This is a genomic window from Mangrovimonas spongiae, assembly GCF_003944795.1.
Taxonomy (GTDB): Bacteria; Bacteroidota; Bacteroidia; order Flavobacteriales; family Flavobacteriaceae; genus Mangrovimonas; species Mangrovimonas spongiae.
The window spans coordinates 260,891-278,196 of record NZ_RWBG01000002.1 but is presented as its reverse complement, the minus strand read 5'-3'; the positions used below and the strand labels follow the sequence as shown (position 1 = coordinate 278,196).

The 17,306-nt window shown below is 34.1% G+C and carries 14 protein-coding genes; 10 read left to right on the top strand and 4 right to left on the bottom strand.

Annotated features, from left to right (window positions below; genetic code table 11):
- Positions 1-3: 3 nt before the first annotated feature.
- Complete coding sequence (locus EJA19_RS05585; RefSeq protein WP_125467366.1) at positions 4-579, bottom strand: non-canonical purine NTP diphosphatase; 576 nt, start codon at positions 577-579, stop codon at positions 4-6.
- Positions 580-731: 152 nt separating this feature from the next.
- On the opposite strand from EJA19_RS05585, the gene hpf reads away from it, so the two are divergent.
- Both hpf and EJA19_RS05575 read left to right on the top strand, forming a co-directional pair.
- Positions 732-1,031 carry a ribosome hibernation-promoting factor, HPF/YfiA family gene (gene hpf / locus EJA19_RS05580; protein WP_125467365.1) on the top strand — a complete coding sequence of 100 codons (300 nt, stop codon included), beginning with the start codon at positions 732-734 and terminating at the stop codon, positions 1,029-1,031.
- A 122-nt stretch (positions 1,032-1,153) separates the two neighbouring features.
- On the top strand, positions 1,154-3,223 hold the full coding sequence (locus EJA19_RS05575; RefSeq protein ID WP_125467364.1) for a M3 family metallopeptidase: 2,070 nt from the start codon (positions 1,154-1,156) through the stop codon (positions 3,221-3,223).
- On the opposite strand, the gene rlmH is transcribed toward EJA19_RS05575, so the two are convergent.
- Positions 3,224-3,697: a 23S rRNA (pseudouridine(1915)-N(3))-methyltransferase RlmH gene (gene rlmH, locus EJA19_RS05570; protein ID WP_125467363.1), complete on the bottom strand. Its 474-nt coding sequence runs from the start codon at positions 3,695-3,697 to the stop codon at positions 3,224-3,226. It lies immediately after the preceding gene.
- Between the two features lie 150 nt (positions 3,698-3,847).
- Between rlmH and nadC the strand changes: the two genes are divergently transcribed.
- Genes nadC through priA form a run of 3 tightly spaced genes read left to right on the top strand, consistent with a single transcriptional unit; the run spans position 3,848 to position 8,102 of the window.
- Positions 3,848-4,705: a carboxylating nicotinate-nucleotide diphosphorylase gene (nadC, locus tag EJA19_RS05565; RefSeq protein WP_125467362.1), complete on the top strand. Its 858-nt coding sequence runs from the start codon at positions 3,848-3,850 to the stop codon at positions 4,703-4,705.
- A 3-nt stretch (positions 4,706-4,708) separates the two neighbouring features.
- Positions 4,709-5,647, top strand: a complete 939-nt coding sequence (locus EJA19_RS05560) for a YihY/virulence factor BrkB family protein (RefSeq protein ID WP_125467361.1) — start codon at positions 4,709-4,711, stop codon at positions 5,645-5,647.
- 1 nt (position 5,648) lies between these two features.
- A complete protein-coding gene (gene priA, locus EJA19_RS05555) occupies positions 5,649-8,102 on the top strand; it encodes a replication restart helicase PriA (protein ID WP_125467360.1) in 2,454 nt (817 codons plus the stop codon).
- Here priA and EJA19_RS05550 read toward each other — a convergent pair whose 3' ends face one another.
- The gene (locus EJA19_RS05550; RefSeq protein WP_125467359.1) at positions 8,103-8,798 is read right to left on the bottom strand and encodes a LytR/AlgR family response regulator transcription factor; all 696 of its coding nucleotides are present in this window, start codon (positions 8,796-8,798) and stop codon (positions 8,103-8,105) included.
- A 197-nt stretch (positions 8,799-8,995) separates the two neighbouring features.
- On the opposite strand from EJA19_RS05550, the gene rpsF reads away from it, so the two are divergent.
- The 5 genes from rpsF to hisS all read left to right on the top strand — a co-directional run bounded on the left by rpsF (position 8,996) and on the right by hisS (position 12,170).
- The gene (gene rpsF, locus EJA19_RS05545; RefSeq protein WP_125467358.1) at positions 8,996-9,334 is read left to right on the top strand and encodes a 30S ribosomal protein S6; all 339 of its coding nucleotides are present in this window, start codon (positions 8,996-8,998) and stop codon (positions 9,332-9,334) included.
- A 2-nt stretch (positions 9,335-9,336) separates the two neighbouring features.
- Positions 9,337-9,636 carry a 30S ribosomal protein S18 gene (gene rpsR, locus EJA19_RS05540; RefSeq protein WP_125467357.1) on the top strand — a complete coding sequence of 100 codons (300 nt, stop codon included), beginning with the start codon at positions 9,337-9,339 and terminating at the stop codon, positions 9,634-9,636.
- A gap of 12 nt (positions 9,637-9,648) precedes the next feature.
- Positions 9,649-10,110, top strand: coding sequence for a 50S ribosomal protein L9 (gene rplI, locus EJA19_RS05535; RefSeq protein ID WP_125467356.1), 462 nt, complete (start codon positions 9,649-9,651; stop codon positions 10,108-10,110).
- A gap of 78 nt (positions 10,111-10,188) precedes the next feature.
- The gene (locus EJA19_RS05530) at positions 10,189-10,656 is read left to right on the top strand and encodes a DUF6495 family protein (RefSeq protein WP_125467355.1); all 468 of its coding nucleotides are present in this window, start codon (positions 10,189-10,191) and stop codon (positions 10,654-10,656) included.
- Between the two features lie 143 nt (positions 10,657-10,799).
- Positions 10,800-12,170, top strand: coding sequence for a histidine--tRNA ligase (hisS, locus tag EJA19_RS05525; RefSeq protein WP_125467354.1), 1,371 nt, complete (start codon positions 10,800-10,802; stop codon positions 12,168-12,170).
- A gap of 59 nt (positions 12,171-12,229) precedes the next feature.
- Here hisS and EJA19_RS05520 read toward each other — a convergent pair whose 3' ends face one another.
- On the bottom strand, positions 12,230-17,137 hold the full coding sequence (locus EJA19_RS05520) for a LamG-like jellyroll fold domain-containing protein (protein ID WP_125467353.1): 4,908 nt from the start codon (positions 17,135-17,137) through the stop codon (positions 12,230-12,232).
- Between the last annotated feature and the right edge of the window lie 169 nt (positions 17,138-17,306).

Here is a 17,306-nt window from a genome sequence, read left to right as displayed (position 1 = left end):
GGTTTATATACTGTTTAAAAAGTCAACTAATTTAGTAACTGCTTTTCCACGATGGCCAATATGGTTTTTTTCTTCCAAAGACATTTCTGCAAAGGTCTTGTTGTAACCTTCAGCTTTAAAAATAGGGTCGTAGCCAAACCCTTTGTTACCTTGCTTTTCAAGGGTGATTTCTCCTTTACAAATACCTGTAAAAGTGTACGTATTTCCATTTAAAATTAAAGCGATAACGGTTTTAAACTGCGCTGCTCTATTTGTATTTGTTTTAAGGTTTTTTAGTAACTTATTCATGTTGTCGTTATCATTACGTTGTGGCCCTGCATACCGAGCCGAGAAAACACCAGGATCGCCATTTAGTGCGTTAACTTCTAAACCAGTATCATCAGCAAAACAATCGTATCCATAATGCTGTTTAATATATTCTACTTTTTGTAAAGCATTACCTTTTATGGTATGTTGTGTTTCTGGAATATCTTCGTTACAACCTATATCTTTTAAACTTAATAATGTAATATGATTAGGAACTAGTGCTTGTACTTCTTTCAGTTTATTTAGGTTATTGGTAGCAAAAACAATTTTCATGATAAGAGTAAATTAGACGCTAAAAATATTAAAGAAAACATCAAAAAAATAGCTTGCATAAAAAATAATTTTTAATGTGATAATTCTCATGTTTTATTCCTATTTTAAGGGCTACATTTGATGATATAAATAACCCTATAATCTTATAAGATATGACAATCAACATTAGATACGTAAACATGGATGCAAGTGAGGCACTTTCTAGTTACACCGAAAAAAAGCTACAACCTTTAGCTAAAAAACATGATTTTATAATAGGTTGCGATGTAGCTTTTAAGTTGGATAATAACCAAAAAGAACAAGGACACATTTGTAATATGGAATTGAGTTTACCTGGGCCACGTATTTTTGCCACTTCAACAGAGAAAAACTTTGAAATGGCGGTTAAAGAAACCATAAGTGATTTAGAGAAACAACTTAAAAAAAGGAAGCATATATTTAATACACATTAATATACAAGTTTAATTTAAAAAAATAAAGCCTTGTAGAGCCTATTCACTCTGCAAGGCTTTTTAAATTATTAAACCTGTTTGGAGAATTGTATATTTGTGTTAAACCAAACTTGAAGTTTCCAATGAAAAAAAAAGTATTTCCACTAGTCATTCTATTGCTTATGTTAAACTGTGAAAAGAAAAAAGATGTAAAAGACATTGAACTTGCAGCAGATAATCCGTTTAATGTAAAGCTAAACGAGCCTTTTGATTACGCTAAAGTTACTGGGCAATCTATAGTAGATTTTATCACTTTTGAGATTGAAGATAACACAGCAATTTTAGAAAGTATAAAACATGAAGCCACTCCAAATTTTGATAATGTTGTGGCGCCTTTTGATTCTGTAAGCAATAGATTAGGACAAGCGGGTAGAAATGCTTTTATGTTATTTTGGACGTCGACCGATTCTTTAACTCGAGCCAAAGGATTAGAATATTCCCAAAAACTAGATTCATTAAACACAGTAATCTATTCAGATAAGGCGTTATTCAACCAGTTTGAAAAAGTAGCTTCATTAGAAGGCTATAGTGCTTTAAGTGATAAGAAAAAGCGACTTGTAGATGATACTATTGATAAATTTAAGCAATCAGGTGTAAACTTAAGCGAGGAAGACTTGCAAAAGTTTAAAACCCTTAAAGCTGAGATTACTGATTTAACATCGCAGTATTCAACCAATATGAATACAGCAAACCTAACATTAGATATAGATGAATCTGGCGCAGAAGGTTTACCAGATAGTTTTAAAAATAAATTTAAAACCGAAGAAGGAAAGTACGAAATTCCTGTTCAGCCATCAACACGCCAACCAGTAATGGAAAATGCTACAAAAGCTGAAACTAGAAAAGCCTATCAGGTGTTATATTCTACAAGAGGAGCCGAAAAGAATATGGAAATTTTAGACCAATTGGTAGAAAAGCGCTATCAAATAGGTAAATTAATGGGACACGATTCTTATGCAGGCTACAACTTGGTGCCTAAAATGGCCAAAAACCCAGAAACCGTTTGGAAATTTATAAACGAATTGATAGCAGAATCTAAAGAAAAAGCTATTGCCGATATTGACGTTTTAAAAAATGCCAGAGAAAAATTAGATGGTATTGCTAAAGACCAAAAGCTAAATGCTTGGGATTTGTCTTATTACAAAAACCAAATTTTAAAAAACAACTATCAAGTAGATAGTGAGAAGATACGTGAGTATTTACCCATGGAAGCATGTCTTAAGGGAATGTTCGATTTGTATCAAGAGTTATTAGGTGTTGAGTTTAAAAAAATTCAAGATGCATCAGTGTGGCACGATGACGTTCAAGCTTATGAAGTCTATGCAGAAGGAAAACTAAGCGGACGCTTTTATTTAGACCTTTATCCACGACCATTTAAAGAATCTTGGTTTTATGCTGTACCACTTTCAACAGGTAAGCAAATGGAAAACGGTTATGAAGTACCGGTTGCCATGATGTTGTGTAACTTTACTAAACCAACCGAAGCGTTACCGTCGCTTATTACGCATAATGAATTAGAGACCTTATTCCATGAGTTTGGACATATTATGGACGCTATGTCCTATGAGGGCGAATTTAGTTTGCAGTCAGATTCTAAAACAGATTTTACAGAAGCTATGTCTCAAATATTTGAAAACTGGATTTGGGATTATGATATTTTAAGCTCGTTTGCCAAACATTATAAAACAGGAGAAGTGTTACCTAAGGAACTATTTGATAATATGGTAAAAGCCAAAAATGTATCGTCTGGATTAGCAGCGCAAAGCTCTTTGAGATTATGTACTTATGATATGAACTTGTACGACAAATACAATCCTGAAAATCCGTTTGATACCGATCAATTATGGAAAGATATAGATGCCCAATTAGGTGTAATGGATTGGTATGTAGAAGGTACCCATCCACAGTCTTGTTGGATTCATATTAATACACATCCGGTATATTATTATGGTTATTTATGGTCCGAAGTGTATGCACAAGATATGTTTACGGTTTTTAAAAAGAACGGATTACGAGACCAAGAAACAGGTATAAAGTATAGAAAACTAATACTAGCAAATGGAAGTCAAAGAGATGTAAAAGAAGCTGTTGAAGAGTTTTTAGGAAGACCAATGAACAATGAAGCTTACATTAAGAGTTTAGGATTAGAATAGTTATTGATGATGATAAGGCTCGTTGCGTAGAATGGTAAAGCCGCGATAGAGTTGTTCAACAAAGAATAAGCGAATCATTTGATGGGAAAAGGTCATTTTGCTTAATGACAGTTTCCTATTCGCTTTTTTATACAATTCTTCAGAAAACCCGAAAGGTCCACCAATAACAAATACAAGTTGTTTAATACCAGAATTCATGTGTTTTTGTAAATAGTTTGAAAACGCAACAGAAGTCATTTGTTTGCCATTTTCATCTAATAATACAAGTGCGTCGGTAGAGGCTATTTTTTTTAAAATAAGTTCACCTTCTTTTTGTTTTTGTTGGTTTTCAGAAAGAGTTTTACGGTTTTTAATATCAGGTATTATTTCAAACTCGAACTTAACATAAAAACCTAAGCGTTTTTGGTACTCTTTAATTAAAGTTTGTAATTGTTTGTTGTCTGTTTTGCCAACAGCTAGAAGTTTTATAGTCATACTATTAAATTAAAATGTAAAAATAATAGAAACTATTTGTTTGTCTATTTATTAAATTGAAAATTGTATAAGGTAATTTTACTCCAATCTTGTTACTCTCTAATAGAATTAATACAAAATCAATTCGTAATTTAGCGTAAAACAAAATTTATGATTTCCGAAGAACAATTTGATAAAGAAATAGAGCTAATCATATCCAATGCCGTTAGGGAAGATGTTGGCGATGGCGATCATAGCTCGTTAGCATGTATTCCAAAAGATGCCGAAGGACAAGCTAAACTATTAGTTAAAGATGAAGGTATAATTGCAGGGGTAGAGTTTGCTAGGCAAGTTTTTAAATATGTGGATAAAAGCTTAAAAATGAAAACGTTTATTAAAGATGGGCGCAACGTAAAATACGGCGATATTGTATTTTATGTACAAGGTTCTTCGCAATCCATATTAAAAGCAGAACGTTTAGTGCTTAATGCCATGCAACGCATGAGTGCTATAGCCACTAAAACCAGAAAATTTGTAGATGTTTTAGAAGGCACAAAAACCAATATTTTAGACACAAGAAAAACCACACCGGGTATTCGCGCTCTAGAAAAATGGGCCGTTAAAATTGGGGGAGGAGAAAACCATAGATTCGCTCTTTACGATATGATTATGCTAAAAGATAATCATATTGACTTTGCAGGAGGGATTACCAAAGCCATTACTAAAACTCAAAACTATTTAAAAGAGCATCAAAAGGATTTAAAAATTATAGTTGAAGCACGTGATTTAGACGAGATAAAAGAAATTTTAAAGAACGATGGCATTCATCGTATTTTAATAGATAACTTTAATTTTGAGGATACTAAAAAAGCAATACAACTTATTGGTGATAAATGTCAAACAGAATCTTCGGGCGGCATTACTTTAAAGACAGCTAGGCAATATGCCGAGTGTGGTGTAGACTATATTTCTTCGGGAGCATTAACGCACTCGGTTTACAATATGGATTTAAGCTTAAAAGCGGTGTAATGTATGACCAAACCTATAGAGGATAAACTTGACAAAATACCTGTAATAAACCTTGGGGTTAAATTTTTAAAAACAATTAAACTACCTGGTTTCGAAGGCTTGTCTTTATACGATTTATTAGAACTTTATATTATTGGTATAGCTAAAGGTGCTTTAACAACCCGTGCTAGTGCTATTGCGTTTAGTTTTTTTACGGCCTTGTTTCCGTTTTTATTATTTGTGTTAATTGTTATTCCGTATATTCCTATAGATGATTTTAAAATTGATTTCCTTCGGTTTTTAAACTCGTTTTTACCACCAAGTACGTCCGATTTTTTCTTTCATAATATTTTTGAAAATATCGATAACACCCAGCGAGGCGGTTTGTTGTCGTCGGTATTACTAGTATCGGTGTTTTTAATGGCAAATGGAATTAGTGCAGTATTTTCTGGGTTTGAAAATTCGTATCATGAACAATTATCAAGAAACGTTGTTAAACAATATTTATATGCTTTAGGTGTAGCGTTAATTCTAGCATTTCTTTTAATTCTTACCGTGTTGGTTTTAGGGTATTTTCAAATATATGTTATAGGGAATTTAGAAAATTATGGCGTTGTGAAAAATGTAGAAACCTGGATGATTATTGCAAAATATGGCTTTTTTGTTCTCATGGTGTATTTAGCAACGGCTACTTTATATTATTTTGGAACTAAGGAAGGAAAAGCCTCTAAGTTTTTCTCGATAGGAGCTGTATTAACGACTGTTTTAATTATTATTACCTCGTATTTGTTTGGTGTTTATATCGAGAACTTTTCTAAGTACAACGAACTCTATGGATCTATTGGCGCTTTACTTATTCTGCTGTTTTATTTATGGTTAAACTCTAATATTCTTCTTTTAGGTTACGAGCTAAACGCTTCTTTAAACCGCTTGCGTAAAATTAACGAAAAAAGTATGTTTTAATATGACGCATTTTATCGATGTCATATTGCCCATTCCGGTTCCTAACAAGTTTACGTATTTGGTTTCAGCAGCCGAGGCACAATTCTTAACACCAGGTGTAAGAGTATCGGTACCATTTGGTAAAACCAAAATTTATACAGCCTTGGTGTATCAAATTCATAATACGCCACCTGAAGTTTACGAGCCCAAAGAAATACATCAAATTTTAGATGATACGCCAATAGTAACTAAGCAACAATTAGAGTTTTGGCATTGGATAGCGTCCTATTACATGTGTGCAGTAGGAGAAGTTATGCGAGCAGCATTGCCAAATGCTTTTTTATTGGAAAGTGAAACGGTAATTAGTGGTAAAAATGATGTTGTTTTAAAGGATTCCGAATTAAAAGATGATGAGTTTTTAGTTTACGAAGCGCTTCAACATCAAACCTCGCTTAGTATTCATGAGGTTTCTAACATTTTAGATAAAAAAAATGTGCTTCCAGTAATAAAACGCTTATTAGAAAAAAAGGTGATTAATGTTCAGGAAGAGATATACGAAAAGTACAAACCAAAGTTAGTTAGGTACGTAAAGTTCCCTGAGGAGTATCAATCTGATGATGCTTTAAAGGATGTTCTTGATAGTTTAAGTCGAGCACCAAAACAGCGAGAGGTAGTTTTATCGTTATTTTCGTTAATAGCAAAATCTAAAAAGCCTATTAAGGTTAAAGAATTGATAAAAACAAGTCAATCCTCATCAGCTATTATCAAAACGTTAATTGATAAAGGTGTTTTAGAAGCGTATTATTTACAAATTGATAGAGTGCAGTTTACGGGAGAGAAGAGCAATACTTCAAAAGCCCTAAATACAGCCCAAGAAACAGCTTTGCAAGCCATAAAAGCAGGTTTCAACCATCATCATACTGTGTTGTTACATGGCGTAACGTCTTCTGGGAAAACAGAAATTTATGTTAAACTAATAGAGGAGCAAATACGTCAAGGCAAACAAGTTTTATTTTTAGTACCAGAAATAGCATTAACAACCCAGTTAGTAAATAGGTTACAAGACTATTTTGGTGAAGAAGTAGCGGTGTTTCACTCTAAGTATTCCACCAATGAGCGGGTTGAGGTTTGGAATCACGTTTTAGAGCAATCTTCAAAAGCTAAAATTATATTAGGTGCTAGGTCGTCCATTTTATTACCGTTTCAAAGTTTGGGATTAATTATTGTAGATGAAGAACATGAACAATCCTACAAACAATTTGATCCCGCACCACGCTATCATGCTAGAGATGCAGCTGTTGTTTTAGCCAATCAGTTTCAAGCAAAAATCCTCTTAGGATCTGCTACACCTAGTTTGGAAAGTTATTTTAATGCCCAACAAGGCAAATACGGTTTAGTAGAGCTCAAGACAAGATATAACGATGTTTTAATGCCGGAAATTGAACTTGTTGATATTAAAGACAAGCACAAACGAAAACGTATGACAGGTCATTTTAGTGATCGTTTGATAGTAGAAATGCAGGCGGCCTTAGAAGAAGGGTTTCAAATTATTTTATTTCAAAATCGCAGAGGGTTTTCACCTATTGTAGAATGTACCACTTGTGGACATTCGCCACAATGCCCCAATTGCGATGTAAGTTTAACATATCATAGGTTTAAAGGGCAATTGCGATGTCACTATTGTGGGTATTATTCTGTAATGCCTAAAACCTGTGATGCTTGCGGAAGTCCAGATTTAGATACTAAAGGGTTTGGTACCGAACAAGTTGCTAAAGAGGTTTCAGAAATTTTTCCTGAAACAAAAGTAGGACGCATGGATCTAGATACCACAAGAGGAAAATACGGTTATGAAAAGATAATTACGGCTTTCGAACAGCAAGAAATCGATGTTTTAGTGGGGACCCAAATGTTAACTAAAGGGTTGGATTTTAGAAATGTAAAACTTGTGGGGATTATGAACGCTGATAATATGCTTAATTTTCCCGATTTTAGAGCGCATGAACGCAGTTTTCAATTAATGTTGCAAGTATCGGGTAGGGCAGGGCGAACTAAAGAACGTGGTAAAGTATTAATTCAAACTTATAATCCGTATCATAATATCTTGCAGCAAGTATCGACCAACACTTATGCCGATATGTTTAAAGAACAGATGGATGACAGGTATAATTTTAAATATCCACCAGTATATCGATTAATTAAAATTACATTTAAACATCGTGATTATAATTGGGTAAATGAAGGTGCTAGTTGGTATGCAAAATCGTTACGGATGGTATTTAAAGATAATGTTCTGGGGCCAGAATTTCCTCCTGTAGCTAGAATTAGAAACCAATATATAAAGCATGTGTTATTAAAAATACCACCAAAACAGTCTTTAGCAAAAACTAAAGAAGCCATTGTTAAGGTTAACAATAGCTTCATGAGTGTTAAAACGTTTAGGTCGGTTAGAGTAATATTAAATGTCGATAATTATTAATTATATATTGTTTAAAGCGTCAACAAGTTGTGTTTTCTTATTACGACTTAAAGGGATTTCGTAAGCGCCAACTTCAACATTCTTACTATTAAAACGATCTATTTTATCTAAGTTTACAATATAAGATTTATGTATTCTTAAAAATTTACCTTCGGGTAATTCTTTTTCAAAAGCTTTCATGGTAGATAGCACTACTAAACTTGTTTCCTCTGTAACCAGTTTAACGTAATCGCCAAGAGCTTCAATCCATTTAATATCTTTAATGTAAACTTTTCTCTTTTTTAAATTACTTTTTACAAAAATGTGTTCACCTTCGGTTTCGTTAAAGTCCATTTTAAGCTTATGTTGCTCTATGGCTTTATCTACAGCAGTATTAAAACGCTCTTTGGTAATAGGTTTATGTAAATAATCGGTGGCATCGTAATTAAATGCCTTAAAAGCATATTCTGTTTTGCCTGTTACAAAAATAATTTGGGGTTTATTATTAAGGACGTCTAACAGTTCAAAACCGTTAAGCACAGGCATTTCAATATCCAAAAAAATCAAATCAACTTTATGGTTGTTTAAACCATTTTTGGTTTCGAGAGCGCTATTATATTCAGCAATCAAATTAAGAGACGGGTGATTTTCAATTAATTTTACAATTGAAAGACGCTGTATAGCTGAATCGTCTACTACTACACAATTTAGAGTCATAACATTATAATATTTCGGTTAAGGTATCGACAATAGTACGAATATTTCGGTTAAAAACCAAAAAACATCGTTAAAATACTGCTTTTAACATATCTTTAACAGATAAAACTTTTGGGATAATAAGATAGGATAAAGTTGTAAGATATAAATAAAATAATTATTTTTGCACCCATTTTAACAATAAAATAGATTTTAACATGAATCATTATGAAACTGTTTTCATCTTGAATCCCGTTTTATCTGAAACACAGATAAAGGAAACAGTAAAGAAATACGAAGATTTTCTTGTTTCTAAAGGTGCAAAGATGATATCGAAAGAAGATTGGGGACTAAAAAAATTAGCTTACCCAATTCAAAACAAAAAAAGTGGTTTTTATCACTTATTTGAGTACACTGTGCCAGGAGAAGCAATCTCTCAATTAGAGGTGGAGTTTAGACGTGACGAGCGTTTTATGCGTTATTTAACTGTAAAACTAGACAAGCACGCTGTAGCTTGGGCTGAAGAAAGAAGAAAAAGAAACAAACAAAAAGCTTAATTATGTCAACATCTATTGAACAACAAGCAAAAGGAAAAAAAGACGGTGAGATTAGATATCTTACGCCGCTTAACATAGAAACTTCTAAAGAGAAGAAATACTGTCGTTTCAAGAAATACGGTATTAAGTATATCGATTATAAAGATCCAGAATTCTTATTACAATTCGTAAACGAGCAAGGTAAAATTTTACCACGTCGTTTAACTGGAACATCATTAAAATATCAAAGAAAAGTTTCTGTTGCTATTAAAAGAGCGCGTCATTTAGCGTTAATGCCATACGTGACAGATTTATTAAAATAAAATATCATAACAATGGAACTTATATTAAAACAAGACGTTGAGAATTTAGGATTTAAAGACGATATTGTAACAGTTAAGAGCGGTTATGGTAGAAACTTTTTAATTCCTCAAGGGCACGCGGTTTTAGCAACATCTTCTGCAAAGAAAGTGTTAGCCGAAAACTTAAAGCAAAGAGCCTTTAAAGAAAAGAAAATTATCGAAGAAGCAGAGAAAACAGCTGAAGCTATTAAGGCATTAAACCTTAAAATTACAGCTAAAGCTACTGAAGGAGCTTCTGCAGGTGACAAGTTATTTGGTTCTGTAACTAAATTAGACCTTGTTAGCGCATTCGAAAAAGAAGGACACACTGTTGATAAGAAATTTATCAGTATTGTAGGTGGAAACATTAAACGTTTAGGGCTTTACTCAGCTGCTATCCGTTTACATCGTGAAGTAACCTTCGATATCGAGTTTGAGGTTATTCCAGAAAACTAAACAACAATTTCTATATAAAAAGCCTCAACCTTAGTTGGGGCTTTTTTTATTAATATATTTTCAAGAAAACAACATTTCATGAAATACGCAAGACTAACAAAAGAGCAGTTTGAAGAGCTAAACCAAGAGTTTATTAACTTTCTAGCTACACAGTCGATTACTGCAGACGAGTGGGCAGACATTAAAACAAACAAGCCAGAAGTAGCCGAACAAGAACTAGATGTGTTTAGCGATTTAGTTTGGGAAGGTGTTTTAAAGCAAGTAAACTATGTGGAACATATCTCGTCGCAGCAAATGCATTTATTTCATTTTGCAGAAGAACATATGCATGCAATAGCCATTAAGTTGAGTAACGGTATTGATATTACAACAAACGACGGGTATAATTGGTTGCGTGAAAACTTAATGAATGATGAGGTAGAGTTTCAACAAGCCAAAAAAAACTATTCAAGCGATAGAAATGCCGATAAGTTTAAACTTATTAAACAAGGAGGCAGTATTACAAAAGGCGAGTTATTTAAGTTTTTTGATAACTTGATTAATTAATATTCCCATTAAAGCAGGAATTTTTTACAAATTAATCTGTTACTTTTGTTTACCGCATCGCACCATAACCTCAGTTACTTTATGGTGAGGATAAAAAAATTAAGAATTTTAATATAAGATGCCTGCTTTTGTAGGTTGTTAATATGGCACAAAAACCAAGTATACCAAAAGGCACCAGAGATTTTAACCCAGAACAAGTTGCTAAACGTAACTATATCTTTAATACCATACAAACCCAGTTTGAGCGCTTTGGGTTTCAACCTATAGAAACGCCAAGCTTCGAAAATTCCGATACCCTTATGGGGAAATATGGCGACGAAGGTGACCGACTCATTTTTAAAATTTTAAATTCTGGTGATTTTTTAAGAAAAGTAGAAGATTCACTTTATACTGAAAAAAATGCCACAAAGTTAACCCCTAAAATTTCTGAAAAAGCGCTTCGTTACGATTTAACAGTACCGTTTGCCCGTTATGTTGTTCAGCACCAAAACGACATAGAATTCCCATTTAAGCGTTACCAAATGCAACCCGTTTGGCGTGCCGACAGACCACAAAAAGGACGTTTTAGAGAGTTTTATCAATGCGATGCCGATGTTGTTGGAAGTACATCGCTTTGGCAAGAAGTAGAGTTTGTTCAATTATACGACGCTGTATTTTCAGCCTTACAATTAGAAGGTGTTACCATAAAAATCAATAACCGTAAAATATTATCTGGAATAGCCGAAGTTATTGGAGCTAGCGATAAGTTAATCGATTTTACAGTCGCTTTAGATAAACTTGATAAAATAGGCGAGGAGAAAGTAAAAGAAGAGATGCTTGCTAAAGGTATTTCGGAAGAAGGCATTAATAAACTTCAGCCACTTTTTGAACTTAAAGGCAATTTTGCAACGCAAATACAACAGTTACAAGATATTTTAAGTGTTTCAGAAGAAGGACAAAAAGGAATTGAGGAGCTTCAATTTATTAATATGGCCATAGCCGAGCTTGGATTACAAACAGCCACATTACAGTTAGACGTTACTTTAGCACGTGGTTTAAATTATTATACAGGCGCTATTTTTGAAGTTTCTGCTCCAGAAGGTGTGAAAATGGGCTCTATTGGTGGTGGCGGAAGATACGATGATCTTACCGGTATTTTTGGTCTTAAAAATATGAGTGGTGTTGGTATTAGCTTTGGATTAGATCGTATTTATTTAGTTTTAGAAGAGTTAGATGCATTCCCAAATACGGTCAATAAAAATATTAAAGCCCTATTTATAAATTTTGGCGATAACGAAGCACTTTATGCTATGAAAGCTGTTAAAGCCTTACGTAGTCATAACATAAATACGGAACTTTACCCCGATGCTGCCAAAATGGGCAAGCAAATGAAACACGCCGATAAAAGGCAAATTCCTTATACTATTCTAGTGGGTGAAAAGGAAATGGAAAGCTCAAAATATACTTTAAAACATATGGTTTCTGGAGAACAGGAACAACTTAGTTTAGATAAACTTATTGCTAAGTTAGCATAAAAAAAAGGTCTCGTTTTTACGAGACCTTTTTTGTTGAACAGCTTTTTGTTAATACATATTTAATTATTAACAAGCACTTTTTTAGTTATCGTAGCATTATCTTTTGTGTTTACTTGAATAATATACGTTCCAGTGCTTAATTGTTTTGTTTTAATTGTGGTTAAAGTAGCTGTTTCTACATTGTTGAATGTAAATAGTTTTTGTCCAAGAATAGTAGTCATTTCAACTGATTCTACACCAGCTAATTTTGGATTGTGAATAACAATACTTTGACTATTGTTTGAATAATGCACTTGTAAGTTGTTTGTATTAGAAAAGTTATCGTCTGTACTTAATGATTGACTAGCAAATGTGATTTCAAATCGGTCTAAGTATTCACCAGCATCTAAATAAAACTCATAACGACTTTCTCTTAAGTTATGATAAATACCTAATTCTTTATCATGAGCATAAATGTCAAGATGATCTGGAACATTTTCAAGAATATCGATAGTAATGTTGTTTAAGCCATTATCATCGGTGTGAATGCCTAAAGGCAGTATAGTGCTTTCGTTAATAGTATCAATTCCTTGAACAGTGTATTTGTTATTATCTAACATCCAATACATATCATCCATTTGGTCTTCGTTAGTAAGTCCGTCAAATCCCCAATCAAAGCCTTGAGATGCTCGTACGTCAACAGTAACAAGTAATTGACGATGAATGGTGTTTACAGAGTTGAAGCCTATACGTAATTTCATTCTGTTATCAACGGCTGTAGCTTGCTGCTGATTAGAGCCATCATTTCTCATAAAAACTGAAGCTGATGTGCCTTCTTTTTGAAACACACGTTGTCCGTTATTAAAATTAATATCACCAGTTGAGTCGCCTGTAACAAAGAAGCCTTGTCCAACAGGAATGTATCTTCCTGGCGTTTTAGTACCAGTACCTACTTGGGCAACGTCTGGGTCTGGTGTACCCCAAGCAGCAGCAGGAACACCTCCAGCGAGGTTGTAAGTTCCGTAACCACCTTGGTATTCGGCTAGTACATGTGAACCGCCACCCCAGTGTTCCCAGAAATAAAGGGTTCCACTAATTAAGGGGTCGCCTTCTGGGGCAGATCCTGTGTAATCTAAAGTTGGTCCGTTATCTAAAATAAATTGTTCGGCATCTATAGCAGAAGGGTATGGGTTACCCACTAAATAATCGTTTCCTGAGTTTAATGTAAGGTTAACATCGCCATTATTTGGTTTACCATCAAAAACATAATTTTGTTCAAGTGATACGTTACTATTTGTGTTAGTAACTCCTTTCATGGTAAAACCTTCACCAGCTAAAATGGTTCCTGTATGTCTTACATGTTGCCATGATGAATAGTCGCCGCTTGGTAGGTTGCCAAATTTCCATAGCCAATAACTAGCAATACTAACCGGGCTTGAAGAACTACCATTATAACCACCAACAAAATTAATATTTGTAGGAGAGGCAGAGTTTGTACCGTCTTTTAAAATATTACTATTTAAACTATAACTGTAATTGTTAGGATTTGCAGTTGCTGTTACACCAACAGGAGAACTCCAATAGTTATATGTAAATAAGTCTCTAGTACCTTGTTGATCTTTTTCTAAGTTACCAGTTGCACCTACAACCAAGTCGCTATTTAATGTCTGAATAAGTTGTGACTCACCTTCTAAATCTATTTTTCCATCTAAGTTTAGGTAATGCGATATGGTTATACCAAATCCAGTTTCGTTGGTGTTATCACCATTAACGGTTAATTCGTTGCTATCAACCATTAGAGCTAACACATTTCTGTTGCCATTGTTTCCAGAGGCAAGACTACTATTGTCCATCGTTACATTATGATTTGTTTCAACAATATTCCAATCAACAGTAATCGAATTATCAACTATAGAATTGGCTCCTGGCATGGTTTGCACAGTTCCGTTTGTCCATGTTGTTGCGGTATCCCAATCGCCATTAGCTGTTGATTGGTAAGGTAATGGAGCCGTTTGTCTGTCAACAGTTCTTAAATGTCTTAAAGCACCTTGATGCCCATTTCCAGATTCATCTTTAGTATTGGTATAAGTATATGTAGACATTGGATAATAGCCAGCTAAGCTATTCCAAGGTAATGTGTTTACATCATTTTTAGTAGGTGTAATACTCCTAGATTCGAAATATGCTCCTTCAACAAAACTGCTGTTTTCTAAAATTTCTTGGTTCATGATAAAATGAAGTTCATCTAGAGATAAGGCCACATCCCAAACTCTTACTTCGTCTATATTTCCGTGAAAGAAAGCTTCAGGAGTATTTTTTGCTGCAGCACCAATATAAAATGAGTGGTTTGTGTTAGATGGTGCCGATAGGCTTTGCGATGCCGATTCTACGCCATCAATATACATGGTTGCATTACCACTGCTATAAATTACGGCTATATGGTGCCATTGATTTTCTGGTATAATAACATTAGAAGTTATGGTTTGTGTTCCTGAGTTACCCCAAGACATTTCAGCATAACCGTTATTGTTTATTTTTAAGTCGTAACCGTTGGTATAACTAGCATCTCGTTTTGATAATATAGAAGTGTCTTCTGAGTTGGTATCTCTTTTAATCCAAGCAGAAACAGTAAACTCTGAAGAATTTAGGTTAAGAGCATCTTCCATATCAATATAATTCTGTTCTGTAGGGTCGAAATAAATAGAACGTACAAACCGTCTTTCAGGCGCCCAACCAAAAGTAATGTACTTGGTGCCATCGAAATCGTAATTTGTAGTTACAACAGCTTCACCTAATTCGTTGGTGGTTTCTGTCATAACGCGATAATCGGCTGTTGGGTCGAAATTTGGTGTGTCTGAAATGAACATTAAATAGCGTCCGTCTGGAGGTGTTGCTGTACGTATTGCACTTGTTAGCATTTGCACTTCTACAGTAGGTATGTCGCCGCCTTTTTCTACAACTTTCCAGGTTCTTGCAATACCATTAAATTGTACATCAGTACTCAAAGAAGGTGAGATATTGGTACTCATATCAACATCAACAACCACAGCAGGATCATTTAAATTTGCCCCATCGTTACCCCACATTAAAAATTGCTTATCTGTTAACTGGGTGTTAGTGTTTAAATTATTAGTATTTTGAATACTAGAGATTCCCATGGTTAAAACACCTTGTGTCTTACCATCACCATCAGTGGCGTTATTAACACTTCTAGATTGTTTTTGCAATAGGTTTGAAGCATCGTCACGACCAATACCAGCGATATCATAATTAAATACATCTTCGGTAGGTGTTCCTGTGTTAACGTCCCAAATTAGAGTTCCATCACTATCTACATAATCTTGAGATGTTCCATTAATACCCAGTGTAATACCATATTTTACGGCTAAGTAAGATTGAATTTTGTTACGTTCTTGGGTTAAATCGGTGTCGTTTTTTCTACTTGAATAGGTGATTATTTCAACAACCCTTGCATTTAGAGTAGCTTCCCAGCCTTCACTACGTCCAATCCAGTAACGAGAGTCTTCTACATTAAGAAACTCTGCAATATCATTTTGACCATATTCAATATTATTAGCATTATAATATAGTTCTTGCTGTGTTACAGCTATATTGTTTCTAGCATTAATAATCCCTACATTATCATAGCTTGTGTTTTGATCATATACGGCATAACCATCTCCAGATTCACTTTCATTATAAGTGCCCAAAGCAAAACAAATGCTTTCTCCATCAACACGACCTGTAAAGTCCCCCATGCCAATACCAGTAGCATCAGTTTCGTTAGTGCCCACGTCGGCATCTCCACAAAAGGTATCCATAAATCCAAATGAACTGTTTACTTCTGTGTCATCTGGTATTAATACCACAAACATATCTTGCGTGTATAAGCCGCTAGAACCATATAAAAATTCTGTGTCAGGATCATCATAAGAAAAATCCGTATCTTTAGAGAAAGATTCATATACATTATCAAATTCTACAACGGGATTGAAATTGACATTTCTGCTAGGGTTGTCTCTGTAGGTGGGTCTAACAGAGGAAACGGGGGCTGAAGCATCTGCTCCACGACCTTGGTCTGCCCAAAGTGATACAGGCTGCCCATCAGTATAGCTTAATCCTGCATTTCCTTTTAACCAAAGCTGTAAGTTGTTTACAACACCACCAGGTCCTTCGGTTAAGGGTGCAATACCTTCTCCTTGTACTGTAAAAGTATATGGGGTTTCATTAGAGTCGGTGTTATTAACAGTAACCACAGATGTTGTTGTGCCGTTAGCTGTAGGATTAAAAATAATTGAAAATGTTGTTGAACTTCCAGGAGTTAATGTCTCTGGAGTTGAGTCTGTTAATGTGAAATTTGTTGTGTTTGATAAAGTAATTGAAGATATGTCTAGGTTACAACTCCCGTTATTTTCTATGGTATATATAAAAGGTGTTGAACTAAACCCTGCATCTGTTGTTGGAAAAATAGTGTTGTCTATAGTACTAGGTGTTGTATCTCCACTTGTAATGGTTGTTGCATTACCTAAAATGTTTATTTCTGGAGAACTGTTTGCGGAAATAGTAAATACCCATTGATTTGTTGGTGCATCACTATCGTTTGTACCATCGTGAGTTATAGTTACTGTTGATGTCGCTGTACCACACCCACCAATATAAGTAATAGTGAAAGGTTCAGTTTGATTTTTATCTATAGTATTATCATTTAATCCTGAGCTAATTATAAAATCAGGGTTTGATAAATCAATACTGCTAATTGTAAGTATTGGAGGATTTCCATTTTGGATGTTTCCAATATAAAACGTCATTGAGTTAGCATTACCAAAATCTGTATTATTTGCAGTTGAAGGGGAGTTACTTGAGTTATCGCTAATAGTTACTTGATTTGTTACATGACTAACACCAATTTGTTGTGAATAAGTTAAAGTAACACACAAAACTGCAAGAATAAAACATACTCTTTTAATTAAAAACGTGATTGTTTTCATAAGTGGTTAAATTTTAGTTTGGAACTAATTAATTAAAGATTAATAGCTTAGCAAATATAGATAAAAATCCATGAAACGCAAAAAAATCCGATAAAATGTATTTGTTTGTAGTAAAATTCTATAAATCATTTATTTAAAAAAGACGTAAAAGGAGTGTTTACGCCTTTTT